This window comes from Cytobacillus gottheilii (assembly GCF_001636345.1).
Taxonomy (GTDB): Bacteria; Bacillota; Bacilli; order Bacillales; family Cytobacillaceae; genus Cytobacillus; species Cytobacillus gottheilii.
This window is the reverse complement of sequence record NZ_KV440945.1, coordinates 2,154,727-2,171,260: the sequence shown is the minus strand read 5'-3', so window position 1 is coordinate 2,171,260 and position 16,534 is coordinate 2,154,727. Positions and strand designations below refer to the sequence as shown.

General features: G+C 36.7%; 20 protein-coding genes. 6 read left to right on the top strand and 14 right to left on the bottom strand.

Annotated elements, in window-relative coordinates; genetic code table 11:
* Positions 1 to 55: 55 nt before the first annotated feature.
* Complete coding sequence (locus A6754_RS10540; protein ID WP_066444900.1) at positions 56 to 778, bottom strand: class I SAM-dependent methyltransferase; 723 nt, start codon at positions 776 to 778, stop codon at positions 56 to 58.
* Between the two features lie 178 nt (positions 779 to 956).
* On the opposite strand from A6754_RS10540, the gene A6754_RS10535 reads away from it, so the two are divergent.
* Positions 957 to 1,193 carry a hypothetical protein gene (locus A6754_RS10535; RefSeq protein ID WP_156495758.1) on the top strand — a complete coding sequence of 79 codons (237 nt, stop codon included), beginning with the start codon at positions 957 to 959 and terminating at the stop codon, positions 1,191 to 1,193.
* 103 nt (positions 1,194 to 1,296) lie between these two features.
* Here A6754_RS10535 and A6754_RS10530 read toward each other — a convergent pair whose 3' ends face one another.
* From A6754_RS10530 to A6754_RS10510, 5 genes are all read right to left on the bottom strand, one after another.
* Positions 1,297 to 1,818 (bottom strand): RNA polymerase sigma factor, encoded by a 522-nt coding sequence (locus tag A6754_RS10530; protein ID WP_066444896.1) that lies wholly within the window; start codon positions 1,816 to 1,818, stop codon positions 1,297 to 1,299.
* 29 nt (positions 1,819 to 1,847) lie between these two features.
* Positions 1,848 to 3,806 carry a DUF6449 domain-containing protein gene (locus A6754_RS10525; protein ID WP_082851659.1) on the bottom strand — a complete coding sequence of 653 codons (1,959 nt, stop codon included), beginning with the start codon at positions 3,804 to 3,806 and terminating at the stop codon, positions 1,848 to 1,850.
* On the bottom strand, positions 3,781 to 4,680 hold the full coding sequence (locus A6754_RS10520) for an ABC transporter ATP-binding protein (RefSeq protein ID WP_066444891.1): 900 nt from the start codon (positions 4,678 to 4,680) through the stop codon (positions 3,781 to 3,783). The genes A6754_RS10525 and A6754_RS10520 overlap by 26 nt, the downstream gene beginning before the upstream one ends.
* Positions 4,664 to 5,062, bottom strand: a complete 399-nt coding sequence (locus tag A6754_RS10515; RefSeq protein ID WP_066444888.1) for a GntR family transcriptional regulator — start codon at positions 5,060 to 5,062, stop codon at positions 4,664 to 4,666. The genes A6754_RS10520 and A6754_RS10515 overlap by 17 nt, the downstream gene beginning before the upstream one ends.
* A gap of 272 nt (positions 5,063 to 5,334) precedes the next feature.
* Entirely contained in the window at positions 5,335 to 6,540 is a 1,206-nt protein-coding gene (locus tag A6754_RS10510) for a coiled-coil domain-containing protein (protein ID WP_066444886.1), read from the bottom strand.
* 282 nt (positions 6,541 to 6,822) lie between these two features.
* Between A6754_RS10510 and A6754_RS10505 the strand changes: the two genes are divergently transcribed.
* Positions 6,823 to 7,338 carry a hypothetical protein gene (locus A6754_RS10505; RefSeq protein WP_066444884.1) on the top strand — a complete coding sequence of 172 codons (516 nt, stop codon included), beginning with the start codon at positions 6,823 to 6,825 and terminating at the stop codon, positions 7,336 to 7,338.
* Between the two features lie 351 nt (positions 7,339 to 7,689).
* Positions 7,690 to 8,193: a hypothetical protein gene (locus A6754_RS10500; RefSeq protein WP_066444875.1), complete on the top strand. Its 504-nt coding sequence runs from the start codon at positions 7,690 to 7,692 to the stop codon at positions 8,191 to 8,193.
* Between the two features lie 52 nt (positions 8,194 to 8,245).
* Here the strand turns inward: A6754_RS10500 and A6754_RS10495 are convergent, their stop codons facing one another.
* The 8 genes from A6754_RS10495 to A6754_RS10460 form a co-directional block, all read right to left on the bottom strand.
* Entirely contained in the window at positions 8,246 to 8,566 is a 321-nt protein-coding gene (locus A6754_RS10495) for an 8-amino-7-oxononanoate synthase (protein WP_066444867.1), read from the bottom strand.
* A 12-nt stretch (positions 8,567 to 8,578) separates the two neighbouring features.
* Positions 8,579 to 9,328, bottom strand: a complete 750-nt coding sequence (locus A6754_RS10490) for an HD-GYP domain-containing protein (RefSeq protein WP_257297440.1) — start codon at positions 9,326 to 9,328, stop codon at positions 8,579 to 8,581.
* A 382-nt stretch (positions 9,329 to 9,710) separates the two neighbouring features.
* Positions 9,711 to 10,388 carry a GNAT family N-acetyltransferase gene (locus A6754_RS10485; protein WP_066444862.1) on the bottom strand — a complete coding sequence of 226 codons (678 nt, stop codon included), beginning with the start codon at positions 10,386 to 10,388 and terminating at the stop codon, positions 9,711 to 9,713.
* Positions 10,381 to 11,256 (bottom strand): carbon-nitrogen hydrolase family protein, encoded by an 876-nt coding sequence (locus A6754_RS10480; protein ID WP_066444859.1) that lies wholly within the window; start codon positions 11,254 to 11,256, stop codon positions 10,381 to 10,383. Before A6754_RS10480 ends, A6754_RS10485 begins: the two co-directional genes overlap by 8 nt.
* 199 nt (positions 11,257 to 11,455) lie before the next feature.
* A complete protein-coding gene (locus A6754_RS10475; RefSeq protein WP_066444857.1) occupies positions 11,456 to 13,174 on the bottom strand; it encodes an ABC transporter ATP-binding protein in 1,719 nt (572 codons plus the stop codon).
* An 84-nt stretch (positions 13,175 to 13,258) separates the two neighbouring features.
* Complete coding sequence (locus tag A6754_RS10470; RefSeq protein WP_066444848.1) at positions 13,259 to 13,690, bottom strand: threonine/serine exporter family protein; 432 nt, start codon at positions 13,688 to 13,690, stop codon at positions 13,259 to 13,261.
* A gap of 15 nt (positions 13,691 to 13,705) precedes the next feature.
* Positions 13,706 to 14,464, bottom strand: a complete 759-nt coding sequence (locus A6754_RS10465; protein WP_066444845.1) for a threonine/serine exporter family protein — start codon at positions 14,462 to 14,464, stop codon at positions 13,706 to 13,708.
* Between the two features lie 648 nt (positions 14,465 to 15,112).
* Positions 15,113 to 15,448 carry a MerR family transcriptional regulator gene (locus tag A6754_RS10460; protein WP_066444843.1) on the bottom strand — a complete coding sequence of 112 codons (336 nt, stop codon included), beginning with the start codon at positions 15,446 to 15,448 and terminating at the stop codon, positions 15,113 to 15,115.
* Between the two features lie 183 nt (positions 15,449 to 15,631).
* Between A6754_RS10460 and fbpA the strand changes: the two genes are divergently transcribed.
* The 3 genes from fbpA (at position 15,632) to A6754_RS10455 (ending at position 16,526) form a co-directional block, all read left to right on the top strand.
* Positions 15,632 to 15,784: a Fur-regulated basic protein FbpA gene (fbpA, locus tag A6754_RS22965; protein WP_180320178.1), complete on the top strand. Its 153-nt coding sequence runs from the start codon at positions 15,632 to 15,634 to the stop codon at positions 15,782 to 15,784.
* A 24-nt stretch (positions 15,785 to 15,808) separates the two neighbouring features.
* A complete protein-coding gene (gene ykzB / locus A6754_RS22960) occupies positions 15,809 to 15,946 on the top strand; it encodes a protein YkzB (RefSeq protein ID WP_180320210.1) in 138 nt (45 codons plus the stop codon).
* Between the two features lie 268 nt (positions 15,947 to 16,214).
* A complete protein-coding gene (locus tag A6754_RS10455; protein WP_066444842.1) occupies positions 16,215 to 16,526 on the top strand; it encodes a PadR family transcriptional regulator in 312 nt (103 codons plus the stop codon).
* Positions 16,527 to 16,534: the final 8 nt, after the last annotated feature.

Below are 16,534 nucleotides of genomic sequence, written 5' to 3'. Positions count from 1 at the left end.
TGCTTTTTTAGTTAACTATATGAGACATTTTTCTACTTAAGCACAACTTTCCATTTTATTTTGTCACTCTAAAAACTCTATAGCCCAGCACCTCGGCAAAATTTAAAGTAAGTTTTTGATGTACAGCCATCATTTCCTCTAGCTCTTTATTTAAGTGAATACTTGGAGGACTGCTGTCTTCCTCTCCGGGAATATACTCTTCAAGCTCCTGCAGTATGGTTTTCCCCTCTATGATTTCGACTGTATTAAATCCAGCCCCCGCTAATTTTTTCTTCCAATCATTTTCTGTGTACAGGTTTTTCATTCCATAAAATTGTGTGAGTTCATCCTTCTCTATATCTAGTAATTCCTCTTCTATTGTCATTTCATTCATCAATAAAATTCCTGTAGGCTTTAAGACTCGTTCATATTCTAATAACGTTTTTTTTACATTTGTAAAAGCTGTGATTGATTCAGCCAAAATATAGTCAAAAGATTTATCTTTAAATGGCATACTTTCTACATTCCCTATATGCAGATCAATTGAAACTGAATTCTCCTGAAAATTTTTCCGCGCTAGATCTGCCATCTGTTTATTTTGCTCAATAGCAGATACATGACAGTGAAAGTTTTCAGCTAAATAAATGGATGTCTCTCCCCTTCCGCAGCCAGGATCAAGTACGGATGAAGTGGATGTAATCGGTAAGCTTTTTATAAGTTCCTGTGTAAGTCTGCGGCCTCCTGGATGTGCATTTCCTATCTCATAAGCAGCTAACATATCATGATAAGTATAAGACACGTGACAACTTCCCTTCTCTGTTTAAGATCTGTAGTATAGTATGAGGTCCAAAATGTTTTTGATTATCGTTTTACGCCTAAAAACTTCCGCATATGCACCACAGCAAAAACCTAACCATTTTTATTTTTTGGACATAATCTAATCTTGTACTGGAAATATGAGCGTGGAGGTGTATTTTATGGGTCATTATGAAACTTGCAGAAGAGGAATTGGAAGGCCTGTGCAAATTAGAATGAGCAATGGAGCTGTTCACCGAGGAGTGATCGACCGCGTATCTCCTGGAAGTGTATTCCTTAGACCTTTAGGCGGCCGTAATTATGACGGTTATGGCTATGGATGGGGCTGGGGTGGATTCGGGACTGGACTTGCTATTGGAGCGATTGCTGCAATCGCCTTTCTTCCGTTTTTCTGGTAAAATTAAATCTCTTTTTTAAGGAATTAATTTTATTTATAGCAAAAAACGCAGGAATCATCTATATATGAGATGATCCTGCGTTTCTAAGTAATTTCTTTACAACTTATGATGCTGTATCCTGTTCGGCAAGCAGCTCTTTTAATTGTTTTCGCATACGATACAGTCTTGTTTTCACCGTATTTGGATTCATTTCTAAGATTTCTGCTATTTCTCTTTCTTTTAGACCATCTTTCATTTTTAAAAGAAACAATTGCTTTTGTTCTGGAGAAAGTGAATTAAGATATTGATATATTTTTGCTTGCAGCTCGTTTGCTTCAGCCTCTTTTTCAACATTCTGCGCCATAACTGCATATACATTTTCCAATTCAGTATATCCGTCTACTTTTTCTCTAGTTTTCTTTTCTTTCCGCAAAAAGTCAATAGCTGTTCGAGTCGTGATCGAAGCAAGCCAAGCACCCAGTTTATCAGGGTCGGCAACAGAATCCAAATGTTTATAGGCTTTAATTAGTGCCTCCTGAACAACATCTTGTGCTAAATAATAGTCTCTTGTAACACCGTAGGCAATTTGAAACAGACGCTTTTGATGCAGATCACAAATTTCTCTCATTTCAAGATGTTTTGACATTTCTGCTGCCTCCCCTCTACCAATCAAATTCAATTATGTTCAAAGTGTCTTACAATGCTTGCTGGTGCATCCTTGCCTGCCAGCTCTTTAACATCATATTTACCCTCAGCATATACATAACAAATGACATATTCATTTTGTGGTGAATATGAAGCGTTATTTAAGAGAAAGTCTATATCCTGTTTATCTGTCAATTTAAGTGCATTTTCATGCTTAGCCATTTCTTTAAAAATATCTGAATAGGTGTAGCCAAGCCATAATTCTTCAGGTATCATTTCTTTCTTTAAAATATAAGCATATTGAATATCTTCAGCTGTAATACGTGATTGTTCCAGTAAATCATGATCTTGAATCCAGTTCTTGAAATGCTGATCATATGTCTTCCATTCCATATAAATAGAATTGTCACTATCTTTTATGCGCAACTCAATGAAAGCAATTGGCTCTTTGCTGGATGTCATATTCTCATAGCTAGCTGATTGAATATCTTCTTTTAAAGCTCGCATCGCTTCCTGAATTTCATTGTTGTCAGTAATGGAAGTTCTTTTAGGAAGTGTTCCATTTGCATCAATTATTAGTTCACTGACGTTCTCTGGATCTGCTTGGAAAATTGAGTTCGTATTCGTTTTATACTCCTGCGATTCTTCAATTTTCTTAATGTAAGTTTCATATTGATTAAGGTCAACTTGATAACTTCGTACAACTTTTTCTCCATTTTTCAGCAGATATGTCATATAGACAGTTGGTTCATGGCCCACTCCTGTGTAATCTCTATTTTTAATAATATTTTCATGCAGTTCACGAACTGCTTCTATATTATCAGCTTCCTTTAAAAAGACGGGCATTTCATTTTCTAGAGAATCCTGGTAATAATAATAACTTTCACTTAAGTGGACACCTTGTATATCATCATAGGCAGGAATTCTTTTTTCAAATTGAGTTAAATCAAGCTTAAATAAAACCGCAGCCCCTACCATTACAATAGCAAATATGAGAAACCCTTTTACCTGAAATGTTATTCGCCAAGATTTCTGAAGCACCATCTCAGCAATTACATATCCGATGATAGCCCCAATTACATATCCTGCTACGATCCAGGAAGTCATTTGCTGTATTTCCCCACAATACAAACCGCCTAATAGCATCATGCAAAAGGTTACTCCATATTTAAACACCGGTTTTAAAAATGGGTAAACAAGTGCATGTGAAACAGCTTCAATTGGCCTTTTAACATAAGAAAAAAGAGCTAATATATATAAGCAAACTGCTGTGCTGCTATATAGGATTAATTCTAATGAATCGACCTCTATATAACTTATCTGAGCAAAAAGCACAAGCGGCGAAAATCTTTCCAGCTTGGTATCCAGTATGTAATCTGCTGAGAAACCAGTAAGAAAATAGGAAAGATTGGTGGTGATTAACATCAGCATGCCTAGAGGCAATAATAATCCGATATATGTGAGTGCCCCTTGAACGGCAGAGATACCGGATATGGTTCCAATAAATACCCCCATTAGAAAGAATAATATATGAAACAGCAGCATGATTAAAATCCAGCTGCCAACATCATTCAACGAGAATAGTTCTTCTAATTGAAAAGGCTCATACATTGCTAAAAGAATCAATGTTATAAAAACTAAGGGCAATATTAAATATAAAATACCTGTTATTGTATATTGGTGGAACAGAGCTTTTCTCGTAATAGGTAAACCGTGCACATAATCACTATATTGCCGGACCTGCAGGAAACGGAATAGAAAGATTGCCATAAGCACAGGAATTCCCATTGTAAAAACGATTTGCACACCCTGCTGAAAAGAAAATAAATTGTCGATAAAAAGATATTGGCGCTCTTCCTCAGTAAACGCCATTAACTGTAATGGCAGTGCAAAGAATAATCCAGCAAACTGCAATATTGAAATCCACCCTACACTTCTAAATATCAATTTCTGCAATTCTTTATTAATCAAGGATGTTTTGTACGGCATAGCCTGCATCCTCCATTTCATAAAGAAAAATCTCTTCCAGTGTTAATGGCAATATATCAAGTATAACTGGATGGTATGCCTGTATTTTCGTCAGCAGTTCTTCCTCTAACCCTTTAACAATACAGATGAAAATGCTGCCGCGCTTTTCTTGATGAACAATGTCTAATGATGAGATTAACTGCTGCGGAATTTCCCCTTTAAAAGCAAGCTGAATTTTGTGAGTATCTGATTTTAAGTCATCTAAATCTCTTTCTAAAATCATTTTCCCTTTATGCAATATACCTACATGATCACAAATATCTTCAACTTCCTTTAGATTATGAGAAGAAATTAATACGCTCATTTCTCTGTCTGCAACATCCTCGAAAATAAGACTTTTTACTTTTTTCCTCATAACTGGGTCTAAACCATCCATAGGCTCATCTAAAATCAGAACACTTGGCTGCGCAGATAATGCTAAAATAAATGCTGCCTGCCGCTGAATTCCTTTTGAAAATTTATGAATTTTCTTCGTGACGTCTAAGTTAAAGTCTGCGGCTAGCTGTTTAAACCTTTCCTCGGACCAGTTTGGATAAAAACTGCGATACACCTTTCCCATTTGTTTCAAGGTATACTGTGGAATAAAAAATGGTGTATCCTGTATGATAATGATTTCCTGTTTTAAAGATGGATTTTCATAAACTACTCTGCCGTCTATGAGAATACTTCCTTCACTTTGTTCATAAATGCCTGCAATCATTTTTAAAAGGGTCGTTTTTCCTGCCCCATTTGAACCGAGAAGCCCGTAGATCGATCCTTTGTTTACATGTATACTTACATTTTCAATTGCTTCAATTTCTTGAAATTCCTTACGCACATTACTGATTTTGATCATCTTCGAGCCCCCCTTTGGACGCGATTTCGATATTATTAACCATATTTATTAAGTCCCCGGCATTCATACCTAAATAAAGAGCCTCAGACATCAGTTTATTTAATTCACTTTTTACCTTTTCAAGTTTCTCTGATTGAATATGTAAACTCGGAGGGCTGACAAAGCTGCCTCTTCCTTTTATGGAATAAATATAGCCTTGTGTTTCCAGCTCTCGGTAAGCTTTTTGGATGGTGTTCGGATTGATGGTTAACTGCTGAGCAAGCGTGCGAACGGAAGGAAGCTGCTCGTCGGTTTTAAGTATCTCTGAAATAATTAGCTCCTTCAGCCGCTCAACTAATTGTTCATATATCGGTTTACGGCTTCTCACATCAAGCTCAAACATAAGCACCCTCCCAACTGTATGTAGTGTACTACGTTACATAATACAGTTAATACAGATTGATTATATTATAATATCCTGCAAATGGAAAGAGATTTTTTAAAAATATCTTAAGGGTTCGTTATTTAGTTATTTAAACACTAAAAAGATCCTTAATTTTTCAGCTAAGGATCTTGTCTCATTTTTTAATATTAAATCGGATTAGATTATTTAGGAGCGGGTATCTATATAATAGAAAAACCCGACTACTTTAAAGAAGTCAGGTTTTAATTCTATTATCGTACGCGCATAACACGTCCATTAAATGTGTCTGCCCAATATCCACTATTCATGTTAGCAATCGCTACACCAGTACTGCTTTGAGAACCAATGAACTTGCCGCCGCCAAGATAAATACCTACATGTCCGTCCGTTTTATAAGTATTAAAGAATACAAGATCGCCAGGCTGCATTTGGCTAGTTGGTACACGAGTACCAGTGTTCTTTAGTGAATCTGTACTTGCTCCTACACTAATTCCTGCTTGAGCAAAAGCCCAGGAAACAAATCCTGAACAGTCAAAACGGCCATTTGCGATGTCATATGCATTTCTGCCGCCTCCAAATACATAAACTGAGTTGCCAATATATTTGTATCCAGCATTAATAACCGTACTAATGTCGCCACTTGGCTTAGCAGTAGAAGTCCCGCCTGAATACGAAACATTGCTGCTCACAGCTGCGTTTGAAGATGAAGAAGAGCGTGTGATGCTTTCTTCAATTTGTCTTTGCATTGCTGCAAGTTTTTGATCTTCTGTATTTAATTCTGCTTTTTTAGCTTCTGCAGATTTTTTCTTCTGATTAAGCTGCTTTTTCAGCTCATCGTTTTGTTTACTCTGCTCCTCTAATTGCGCACGCATACCTTCAAGTTCAGCTTTCATGCCATTTAGATCTGCCAGTTTTTCATCCACAGTTACTTTTTTATCAGCGATTTCCTGTTTATCAGCATCATGCTCAGCAATTATGCTCTGATCTGCTTCTACAATTTTGCTTACAGCGCCAACACGATCAATGAAATCACCGAAACTTGTAGAACCTAATAATACTTCAATGTAACCTACATTGCTTCCGCCGCTTTCTTGAAATGCAAGAGCTCTTTCTTTTAAGATTTCATTACGTTTATCAATTCGTTCTTGTATTACTGCGATTTCAGATTCAAGTTTTTTAACTTGCTCTTGTGCTGTTTTTATGTCCGCTTGTGTCTTTATTATCATTTCATTATTATCGGCTACAGCCTGATCTACTCTTTTAACTTGATCATCTAACTTAGCAAGCTCTGTAAGGACAGCTGCAAGCTCTTTTTCAGCTGCTGAAAGATTGGATTGCAGTGTAGAACGCTGTTTCTGGATGCTATCAACTGTTTCTGCTTGTACTGAAGGTAGTGCTAATGAACCTAATCCGAGCATAATAGTAGTATTTAAGACAACTAGCTTTTTCTTCAACATATTCCCCTGCTTTCACTATGTATATAAGGATTATCTCTATATGTAAATAACTGACACTTTTTTATATTTTATGACAATTTAACTAGTACTAATTTCTATACAAATGGGATTATAACATCATTTTTTGACAACCGTGTAATAATAATATTACAAATATATTACTAAATACGACAGATTACGAGTTATCATCCTATTAATTTCCTATTTTTTCATCTATTACTTGTTTAATCATTAGCTAAAATGGTATTTTATTTGTAATTCATTCAATAAAGGAGCTTTTGTATGCCAAATATATCGCTTGCTGAAGCTGTAAAATTAAAAAGTGTCTTATCTAAAAGAATTCACGAATTAGAAGAAGAAATGGATCGAACTGCTTTTGTTGAAATAGAAAAAGGAACTCAACCGCCTAAGCAATCCCGTACATTAGCCCAAGTAGAAAGCGATCTTGCTGCCATTCGCAAGGATTTCCGCCTGCTTGATGTATTAATGTATAAGGCTAATAGCATAAACGAAATCGAATTCGAAGGCAATCATTATACGATCGTAGAAGCGATTGAACTAGCAGCTCAACTTAGAGCTCAAGCGAGAAAGTATAAAGTATATGGGTCGGTTCATAAAGAAGAATTTCTTTATGCAGTTGGAGATTCTTCAGCCATGCATAGAGTAGCAACTTTTGAACCTGAAGAATACCGACTAAAAGCTTTAGAAACCGAAAGACAGGCTAATCGTCTTTCGAATGCAATTAATGCAAAGAATTACAGCATTCTACTGGATTTTAATGGCGATCAATATTTTTAACCTTGGAGAGGTGAGACTCCTCTTCAAGGCGTAGAAGGAAAACCTAGTGTGCATATAAGTACAATTGAATAAATGCAAATGGCAAACCAATGACCATTTACCATTTACTCTTTTACCATTAACCCATTCCCAACCATGGCAATGGATGGCTGAATGCCAAAATCGTAATTTTATTTCCTTCTATGAATGTCTCGGCGTTTACGTCGAGGCATTTTAATATTCTTTTCCACTTTATACACAGAGGAACTTTAACAATTGAAATTTTTGTAATGTTTTTGTAATAAAAGTGAAACTTTTTTCCAGCTCTATCCGTCTAATAAGTAACTGAACTATTGGAGGGACATTATTAAAATGAAGAAAACGGTATTATCTATTTGCATTCTTTCCGGAAGCCTGTTCTTCTCACCAATACAATTATCTGAGGCACATGTTCAATCAAATAATGTGTATGCAGCAGAAACGAAGGTGTTATCGAAAACATCTTCATCTAACATGTCATTGAGTTTACATCCAGATATTAAGACGTTAAAGGAAATGAGCAACCCGACACATTCAAAAGATGAAATAATCAGCACTTTTGGTGAACCAGCCGATGTTTTAAGAGGCGCTATGGATAACAATCTATTATGGCGCTATGATTATAAAAATAATGAAAACTATGTATTTACACACGATCTTGATGCCATTGACGTTGATGCACTAAAATCAGGGGAACTTGAGTACGTTATCTATATCAGTTTTGAACAGGATGAACAAACAGTTAATAGTATTGCAATTTATTATATTGATCAGGATGGAAAGTTTCATGAGTATCGTGAATATGCTGATGGGTATGTGAAGGATTTGGTGGAATGAAGTTGAACCTAAAAAAGAAGCTGAATGTTCAGCTTCTTTTCTAATTTCTATTTTAATATAATGCAAATGGTGGATCAATTCCTAATACAGGCTCTCCATTTACAGTTAGCCAAATGTAAAAATGATCGATTTCTGTATCTAGTAATTTTTCAATTTTTGCAATAATAGCTTCTTGTACTTCAAATGAGATTCTTGCTGTTTCTTCACCTAGTTCAACATCTTTTAAACCGACTAGATCAGCAATAAATCTGGCTTGTTCAAATGTAACCTCAACATATTGATCATGTTCAGGTAAATAAGCCGCTTCTGCTGAACTTACACTGATTACAGCCGCAAGCAAAAATGCTGTAAACATAACAGTAATTTTTTTCATTAAGTTCTCCCCCTATATTTCTATTATTTTATTTTTTAATGCAAGAAAAACATCTACCACCTTAGGGTGATACATAGTACCCTTACACCTCAAAATCTCATCAAATGCTTCTTCCTTTGAACGTGCTGTTTGATAGACTCTATTAGTTGTCATAGCATCAAAAGAATCCACTACTGAAATAATGGCAGCTTCAATAAGGATTTCCTCACCGGATATACCATTAGGATAGCCTTTTCCATCAAACCTTTCATGGTGCTGCTCAACGATCTTCCCAGCCTCTTTTAAGAAAGTAAGCCCAAGCTCTTCTAGTATTTCTCTGCCATGCTTTGAATGTTGTTTCATTAGTTCCCATTCTTCTTGATTTAACTTTCCAGGCTTCTGCAATACTTCTAATGGAACTCTTAATTTACCTACATCATGAAGAAAAGAAGCAATATTTAAACCCTTTAATTGCTTTGTATTTAAATCCATAGCTTCTCCAACAATCATAGAAAGCTTATTAATCCTTTGACAATGGTCAACTGTATATCCATCTTTTTCTTCAATTGAGATTGAAAGTTCCATTAATTGTTTGGTAGCTTTGCTGTAATAGTGAAAAATAGGCTGAGAACTTACATATAGGAATTCAGTAATACCTATAGCTTGGAAGATATAATGTTGTTCTACAGGAATTTTGAAAAAAGAATCTCCTTCTTTAATAGTTCTTTCTTCATTTGAATATTTTATATTTAGCTGTCCGGAAAGCACATGCAAATATTCCATTGCATCCCAGCCCTCCTGCGGCTCTATACCCCACATTGCTTGATCTTCTAATTTATGATAGATAACCTCTGTCCCATCTCCAGATGCAATTAAAGATATTTGCAGACCTTTCATGTGGACGGTTTCAATGAAGCTATCCTCATTTATTTTGCCCACGCTAAACCCTTCTTTCTCTGTTTCCGCTTTGCGAGACTAAAATGTTACGTGTTTGTCATATAGTAGTTTAGACATAATGCCATTTTATTATATAAAATGTCAAATTTCCACATATTTTTTAATTCTAATAGAATTTGTCAGTACAACTAAATGACAACTATCTCGGAACTATTTCCATAGTAACTAAAGAAAAGCTGCCAACTTTTTATTGACAGCTTTTTTCTTCCTATTTAAATGGGTTTTTCCATTCCATTAGTACACCATAATTTAATGATTCATTATCCTCTAAATAGTTTTCACATACAGCAATCGGTTTTCTGCCGCATCGCAGCAAGAAAGAAATGACGGGATCTTTATAATTTCCCCTGACGACTTCAGCTATATATTCATCAGGTGTTAGTTTCTCGGCTAACAGATGATATCCCGGCATTCTTCCCCCTCCAAGAAGGCGCTTTAGATTTAATTGAATGACGACATGATACATTGCCTCCATTAGCATCTTACCTAATCCTAATTTACGGAACTTCGGCTTCACACTAATGTCAACAATGTAAAGGGTATCTCCATTAGGATCATGGCTCTTGATATAACCATGATCCGTCACTTCCTCCCATGTATGATAAGGATGGTCAGGGTCAAAATTATTCATTAGACCTGTTAAAGAACCAGCAAGCTCACCATCTACTTCAATACATAAGGCACCTTCAGGAAAATGATGAATATGGCTTTTTAGCTGCTCTTCACTCCACCATAAATCCGAAGGAAATGGCGGCGGGAAGCACTCAGCCTGGATTTGAATTAAATCATCAAAATCCTGATCTTTATAATTTCTAATGACAGCGGCTGCGGTTTTTCCGTTGGCATTTATATAAAAGTCGCTGAAATAGTGAATAGTATTATCCATCAATATTCTCTTTTTCCCAGTCTGTATATAAATCAGTCCGCCGATCTCGCCACGTTGTTACCGAACCTCTTTCCCTTACTTCATATAGAAGGTTTAGATCAAGGTCGGCTGTAATGATCATATCATCATTTAATTCGCCTTCTGCCATAATTCCTTTAGGCGGGAATGGTATATCATTCGGAGTGATAATGGCCGCCTGACCAAAGTTCGCTCTCATGAAATCCACGGTTGGCAGCGAGCCAATCGTTCCTGTCACCACAACATATACTTGGTTCTCAATGGCCCTTGCATGGGAAGTATAACGGACCCGATGGAATCCATGACGATCATCTGTGCAAGACGGACAAAAGATGACGTCTGCACCTTTCGCTTTAGCCATACGGACAATTTCAGGAAATTCAATATCATAACAAGTTAAGATCGCAATTCTGCCTTTCTGCGTATCAAATACTTGAAAATGATCTCCTGCCGACATATTCCATTCATCTACTTCAGTTGGAGTAATATGAAGTTTTGCTTGTTCTTCCACTCTTCCATCCGGATAAAATAAATGGGCAACATTATATAACTTCCCATTTCGCGAAATAACATGTGTACCTCCAATAATATGAAGGCTGTTATTGACCGCTAGGCTTATAAACAGATTTTTATATTGTTCTGTAAAGCCTGGAAGTTCATTTATCGTTAAGCTTCCTCCCGCTTCACTTCCTATGGAAAGCAGCTGTGTAGTAAAAAATTCAGGAAATAGGACGAATTCGGCTCCAAACTCCTGAGCTGTTTTCACATAATGTGTACACTGGGCAGCAAATTCCTCAAAAGACCTGATACTATGCAAATGGTATTGCACAGCTGATACTCTCATTTTCATTTATCGTCCTCCTTCTCCACCGTAATGGAACTCATGAATTATCAATGATTTTACAGGATAATAAACACTATGTGTACCCTTTTTCGTAAAAAAAACAATTAGAAGCAGTCCTTATTTCTCCTGAAAGTGCAAGTTATCCCTGAGTCATGAACTCTACTCACATAAAAAGCAGTGAATCGATGTGATTCACTGCTTTATCCTACGCTTTTTGGAATTGAATTTTGTGCAGATTAGCAAATATACCGCCTTTTTCAATTAGCTCATCGTGACTGCCTTCCTCTGCAATCCCATTTTCTGTTACAACGACAATCCGATCTGCATTTCGAATTGTTGCCAGTCTATGGGCAATTACCAATGTTGTTCGATTTTTTGCGAGGTCGGTTAATGCCGCCTGAATAATTCGCTCTGTCTCAGTGTCCAGTGCAGAAGTTGCTTCATCTAAAATTAAAATAGGAGGATTTTTCAAGAACATTCGAGCAATCGCTAAACGCTGCTTTTGCCCTCCGGAAAGTTTTAAGCCACGCTCACCAATTTGAGTCTCATAGCCAAAAGGTAGTGAAGCAATAAAATCCTCCAAATGCGCTTTGCGTGCAGCCTCATAAATTTCTTCATCAGAAGCATCGAGGTTGCCATATCCGATATTTTCCTTTATCGTTCCAGTAAATAAGAAGACATCCTGCTGCACAATTCCAATTTGCGAGCGAAGAGATTGCTTTGTCATGTCCCTCAGATCGATTCCATCAATTTTAATACTGCCGTTTGAAACATCATAAAAGCGTGGAATCAGAGAACAAATCGTTGTTTTCCCTGCACCGGATGGTCCAACAAATGCAACGGTTTCTCCTGCTCTTATTGAGAGGTCAATATCCTTAAGGACAGATTTGTGTTCATCATAGCTAAAGCTGACATCCTCAAAACGGATATCCCCTCTTAAGGTTGATACTTCGACCGCATCCTTTCGATCTTCAACTTCAGGGTCTGTATCAATTAATTCGGTAAATCGTTTAAATCCAGCCATGCCTTTTGGATAAAGTTCCATAAGCGCACTTATTTTATCAATCGGCTTTAACAATACATTTACATAAAGTATAAAGCTGACAAGCTCTCCATGAGTCAGCTCTCCTGTAAAACTTAACCAAGCACCGTATACTAATACAAGCAAGGTAATTAAGCGAGTCATCATATAAATACCAGAAGAACTATAGCTCATAATTTTATAAGCTCCAAGTTTAGCTTTGCGAAATGTCTGGTTATCCTTCATAAACCTAGCAATCTCAAACTTTTCATTAGTAAAAGATTGAACAACACGGACGCCGGAAACACTATCCTCAACACGGGCATTCACATTAGCAATTTCACCATACATTTTTTTCCATGCTTTATTCATGCGTACATTACAAAAAGCAATCAGCCAAACGAGGAATGGCATCACAACAACCGAAACAATGGCAAGCTTAACATTAATGGTCAGCATGATTCCAAAGGCCCCAAAGAAAGTCATGACAGCAATAAATAAATCTTCGGGTCCATGATGGGCAAGTTCACCAATATCCATCAAGTCATTTGTAACCCGGCTCATAATATGTCCGGTCTTCGTATTATCAAAAAAACGAAATGATTGGCGCTGAACGTGATTAAAAAGCTGCTGGCGCATATCTGTTTCTATATTAATGCCAAGCATGTGTCCCCAATAGTTAACGATATATTGGAGAAATGTACTTGTTACGTAAAAGGCAAGCAATCCTGCACTTACAGAAACAATCATAGCCCAATTCTCATCCGGCAGCAGGTCATCGATAAACCATTGCACTGCGAGAGGAAAGCCCAGTTCAAGGAGTGCTACGATAACCGCACTCGAAAAATCAATGATAAATAATTTCTTATGAGGTTTATAATAAGTAAAAAAACGACGGATCATCATGTTCTCCTATTCTTCTGAGATTTTTATGCTACTTGGATTATATGCCCAACAACAGGCTGTTACAAGCCTTTTACTAACTTTTCACCTTTTTAATGGTATTTTCCGAATCAGCTGATTAAGAACCTCTGAAACAACTAGGCCTACTGCAATTGAGCCAGAAATCATAAATGCTTTGGCTGCAAGCTGAATAGCCGTATTATAATCATTTTCAACAAAGTTCCGCATCGCATCATAAGCAAGTCCTCCTGGGACAAGCGGTATGATTCCTGACACACTAAAAATGATAATGGGCGTCCGGTAATACCTCGCAAACATTTGACTCAGCACTGCAATGGAAAAAGCGGCTATTAATGAAGAAACAACTGCATCAAAATAGCGATCGACTAGTATAATGTAAATCATCCAGCCAACCATTCCGACAAAACCGCATTGAAGCAATGATTTCTTTGGTGCATTAAATAAAATCCCAAATGCTGCGGAGGCAATAAAGCTAGTAACTAAATGTGTAAGCATGTATCTCCGCCTCCCTTATGAATAAAATGCAAAAATAACGGCAATTCCCGTTCCAATGGCGAAAGCTGTTAAAAAAGCCTCTGCTCCCTTTGATAGCCCTGAAACAAGATGCCCAGCCATCAAGTCACGGACTGCGTTCGTTATAAGCAGCCCAGGAACCAGAGGCATTACGGAGCCAATAATAATTTTGTCCAGCTGTGCTCCAAATCCGCTTTTTATAAATAAAAACGCAGCCAGCCCAATAATCAATGAAGCAAGAAATTCAGAAAAAAACTTTATTTGAACAACTCGATGCAGGTATATAAATGAAGTAAAGCCAATTCCTCCGCATATCACCGCTGGTATAAAGTCACTCCACTGTCCTAAAAACATCAACATGAAACAGCCGCTCGCAATAGCAGCCGCCACAATTTGCTGATAAATAGGAAAGGTGAAATCAGCCTCTTCTATTTCTTTTAATCGTATGTATGCCTGTTTGCTGGTTAATTCCCCGCTGGCGGCCTTTCGCGATACTCCATTCACTAACGTTACCTTATATAAGTCAGTAGTTCGTTCAGAAATACGAATCAGCTTCGCAGGTTCTGTTCCGTCAACAGAAAAAATAATGCCCGTTGGGGTAACGTAACTATGGGAATCAGGAATTCCAAATGTTGCAGCGATTCTTGACATGGTATCTTCTACCCGATAGGTTTCAGCTCCGCATTGAAGCATAATTTTACCTGCCAGTAAGCATATATCAATTACCTCCAAGCTGGTAGGAAATTTATGTTCCATTCTTCCGCCTCCTTCCGCGTCATGCATAATGCCTCATTCATCTTAATCCAAATATGCCCTTTAATAAAGTCCTTATTACATCATACAATATTTTCATTTTAGAGAACGTTTACACCCGGAGAAAAGTCACCAAAAAATTAAGTCTCCCCTTGAAAGATTGTTGTTCATGGGAATAACTGCAGAACAGATGGGTACTTATCTGACATCTTTTCTTGCCTTTATTGGAAGAAACCGGTGAATTAAGCGGAGATTCTACCCTTATTTTAAGAATTGAGCCATTTTTGGCCAAAATAAGCGGAGATTTTACGGTTATATTGAAAAAAATCGCCTATTTGACCGTTTTTTAGTTCCTTAGCCGGAATTTCTCCGTCTATTTCAGCACAATTTAAGTGATTTTACGATTTAAGCGGAATTCTTCCGCCTATTTATGAAATGTGTAACTCTTGCATTTTGGGGAGTATGGTATTATACCTGTTGGCTGAAGACGAAATAGCAAGAGCCATACGCGGTTAAGCTCAGGCACACCCGCATAGCCTGAATGTGTACTCTGAAGCGAAAACCTTTATACATCTAACTAATAAAGGTAAAAAAAGCATAAAAAAAGAAACTCACGCCATTGGGAGTTTCGCATTTCAAAAATGATCGCCATCACTTTTTGGGATAGCGGTTGGATTTGTTAAAACGGGCATTCAACTGCCCTTGTATCATTTTGTTTCTCGTCGCTGTATCTTCCTTCTTCTTCTTTTTCTTTAATTCCTGAAGTATTTCGTCTGTCCTCACACCTTCTTCTCTTTTATTTGCAATTTCAATGAGTCTTTCCACATCCATAAAAGAATATTTGCGATTTCCCCGATCAGACCTTTCTGGAGAAATTAGCTTTCTTTCTTCATAATACCTAATTTGCCTTTCGGTTAATCCCGTTAACTCGCTTACAGTTCCGATTGAAATGACCTTTCTATTTTTATATGATGCTTCATTTTCCATACCGAGCCCACCCCAAATGAAAAGGTTTTAATACTATTATACACGTTTGTTAGATTTTTTCACTATATATGTTATAAAATATAACATTAACAAAAAACATGTTAGGATATCTTACAATATAAATGAAAGTTCTCTTTTAATCATATAAACTGACAGAAATAATACGAAATGAGGAGATGGAATATGCAATACTTACGAAAAGCGGTTGAAAAGAAGCGCAACTATTTAATCCAGCTACTCGTAAAAGCTGGTGTTTCTAAAGAAATCGAACAATTGCAAAATCTAACATTAACAGAACTTGAACTACTTTCAAAAAAACATATGGTCGTTAAATAATCGTTACAGGGAGGAAATGAAAAGATGGAAAGTCATGATGCACTTGAACTCGCTAAAAAAATCATTGAACTTGACCTTTTACGGGATAGGATTTGGGAGAACTTAGCGGAAATGGCCGGAGACAATGCATATGAATTAATCAGGAGGGTGCAAAACAGCTAAACCTGTTCCTTAAAATAAAGAATAGAAATTTTTCAGAGGTAATTCAATATGAACACATATAAAACACTGAAGTAGATCGGTGTTTTTTTGTTGTTCATTTTTATCTGTCTCTTATCCTTAAATAGAACCTCCAGCAAAATCATTAAATTTATAAACGTTTTATGCCCTTATACGCCATGATTTTGTTTGATTTCAGTAGACGCCCAATATATACTTACATTATCGATTTCCAATATTGCTTTTCGATAACAGAAAGGAAGTGGTCTTATTGGAAGATCGTGTACTTAGAAAACTGTTTTTAGGCTTTATCCAAATTCACATTCTGCATCATGCTGATGAAGAGCCCATTTATGGTCTATGGATGTTAGATGAATTAAAGGAACACGGATATTCAATGAGTGCCGGTACCATTTATCCCATTCTGCATTCCATGACAAATGATGGCCTGCTTCTTCAGGAAAAGCAAAAAGTGGAGGGAAAGATTAGAAAGTATTATCGTACAACCGAAAAAGGAAAAGAGGTTTTACTGGAAGCAAGAAAGAAAGCTTTTGAACTATTTAAAGAAATAAAAGATTCTTAAGGAGTGGA

What these genes read in the sequence shown, in the direction of transcription:
- A6754_RS10535 (WP_156495758.1), top strand. Translation starts at nt 957, where the DNA reads ATGGGTCATTATGAAACTTGCAGAAGAGGAATTGGAAGGCCTGTGCAA.
- A6754_RS10530 (WP_066444896.1), bottom strand. Translation starts at nt 1,818, where the DNA reads ATGTCAAAACATCTTGAAATGAGAGAAATTTGTGATCTGCATCAAAAG.
- A6754_RS10525 (WP_082851659.1), bottom strand. Translation starts at nt 3,806, where the DNA reads ATGCCGTACAAAACATCCTTGATTAATAAAGAATTGCAGAAATTGATA.
- A6754_RS10520 (WP_066444891.1), bottom strand. Translation starts at nt 4,680, where the DNA reads ATGATCAAAATCAGTAATGTGCGTAAGGAATTTCAAGAAATTGAAGCA.
- A6754_RS10515 (WP_066444888.1), bottom strand. Translation starts at nt 5,062, where the DNA reads ATGTTTGAGCTTGATGTGAGAAGCCGTAAACCGATATATGAACAATTA.
- A6754_RS10510 (WP_066444886.1), bottom strand. Translation starts at nt 6,540, where the DNA reads ATGTTGAAGAAAAAGCTAGTTGTCTTAAATACTACTATTATGCTCGGA.
- A6754_RS10505 (WP_066444884.1), top strand. Translation starts at nt 6,823, where the DNA reads ATGCCAAATATATCGCTTGCTGAAGCTGTAAAATTAAAAAGTGTCTTA.
- A6754_RS10500 (WP_066444875.1), top strand. Translation starts at nt 7,690, where the DNA reads ATGAAGAAAACGGTATTATCTATTTGCATTCTTTCCGGAAGCCTGTTC.
- A6754_RS10495 (WP_066444867.1), bottom strand. Translation starts at nt 8,566, where the DNA reads ATGAAAAAAATTACTGTTATGTTTACAGCATTTTTGCTTGCGGCTGTA.
- A6754_RS10490 (WP_257297440.1), bottom strand. Translation starts at nt 9,328, where the DNA reads ATGGAATATTTGCATGTGCTTTCCGGACAGCTAAATATAAAATATTCA.
- A6754_RS10485 (WP_066444862.1), bottom strand. Translation starts at nt 10,388, where the DNA reads ATGGATAATACTATTCACTATTTCAGCGACTTTTATATAAATGCCAAC.
- A6754_RS10480 (WP_066444859.1), bottom strand. Translation starts at nt 11,256, where the DNA reads ATGAAAATGAGAGTATCAGCTGTGCAATACCATTTGCATAGTATCAGG.
- A6754_RS10475 (WP_066444857.1), bottom strand. Translation starts at nt 13,174, where the DNA reads ATGATCCGTCGTTTTTTTACTTATTATAAACCTCATAAGAAATTATTT.
- A6754_RS10470 (WP_066444848.1), bottom strand. Translation starts at nt 13,690, where the DNA reads ATGCTTACACATTTAGTTACTAGCTTTATTGCCTCCGCAGCATTTGGG.
- A6754_RS10465 (WP_066444845.1), bottom strand. Translation starts at nt 14,464, where the DNA reads ATGGAACATAAATTTCCTACCAGCTTGGAGGTAATTGATATATGCTTA.
- A6754_RS10460 (WP_066444843.1), bottom strand. Translation starts at nt 15,448, where the DNA reads ATGGAAAATGAAGCATCATATAAAAATAGAAAGGTCATTTCAATCGGA.
- fbpA (WP_180320178.1), top strand. Translation starts at nt 15,632, where the DNA reads ATGCAATACTTACGAAAAGCGGTTGAAAAGAAGCGCAACTATTTAATC.
- ykzB (WP_180320210.1), top strand. Translation starts at nt 15,809, where the DNA reads ATGGAAAGTCATGATGCACTTGAACTCGCTAAAAAAATCATTGAACTT.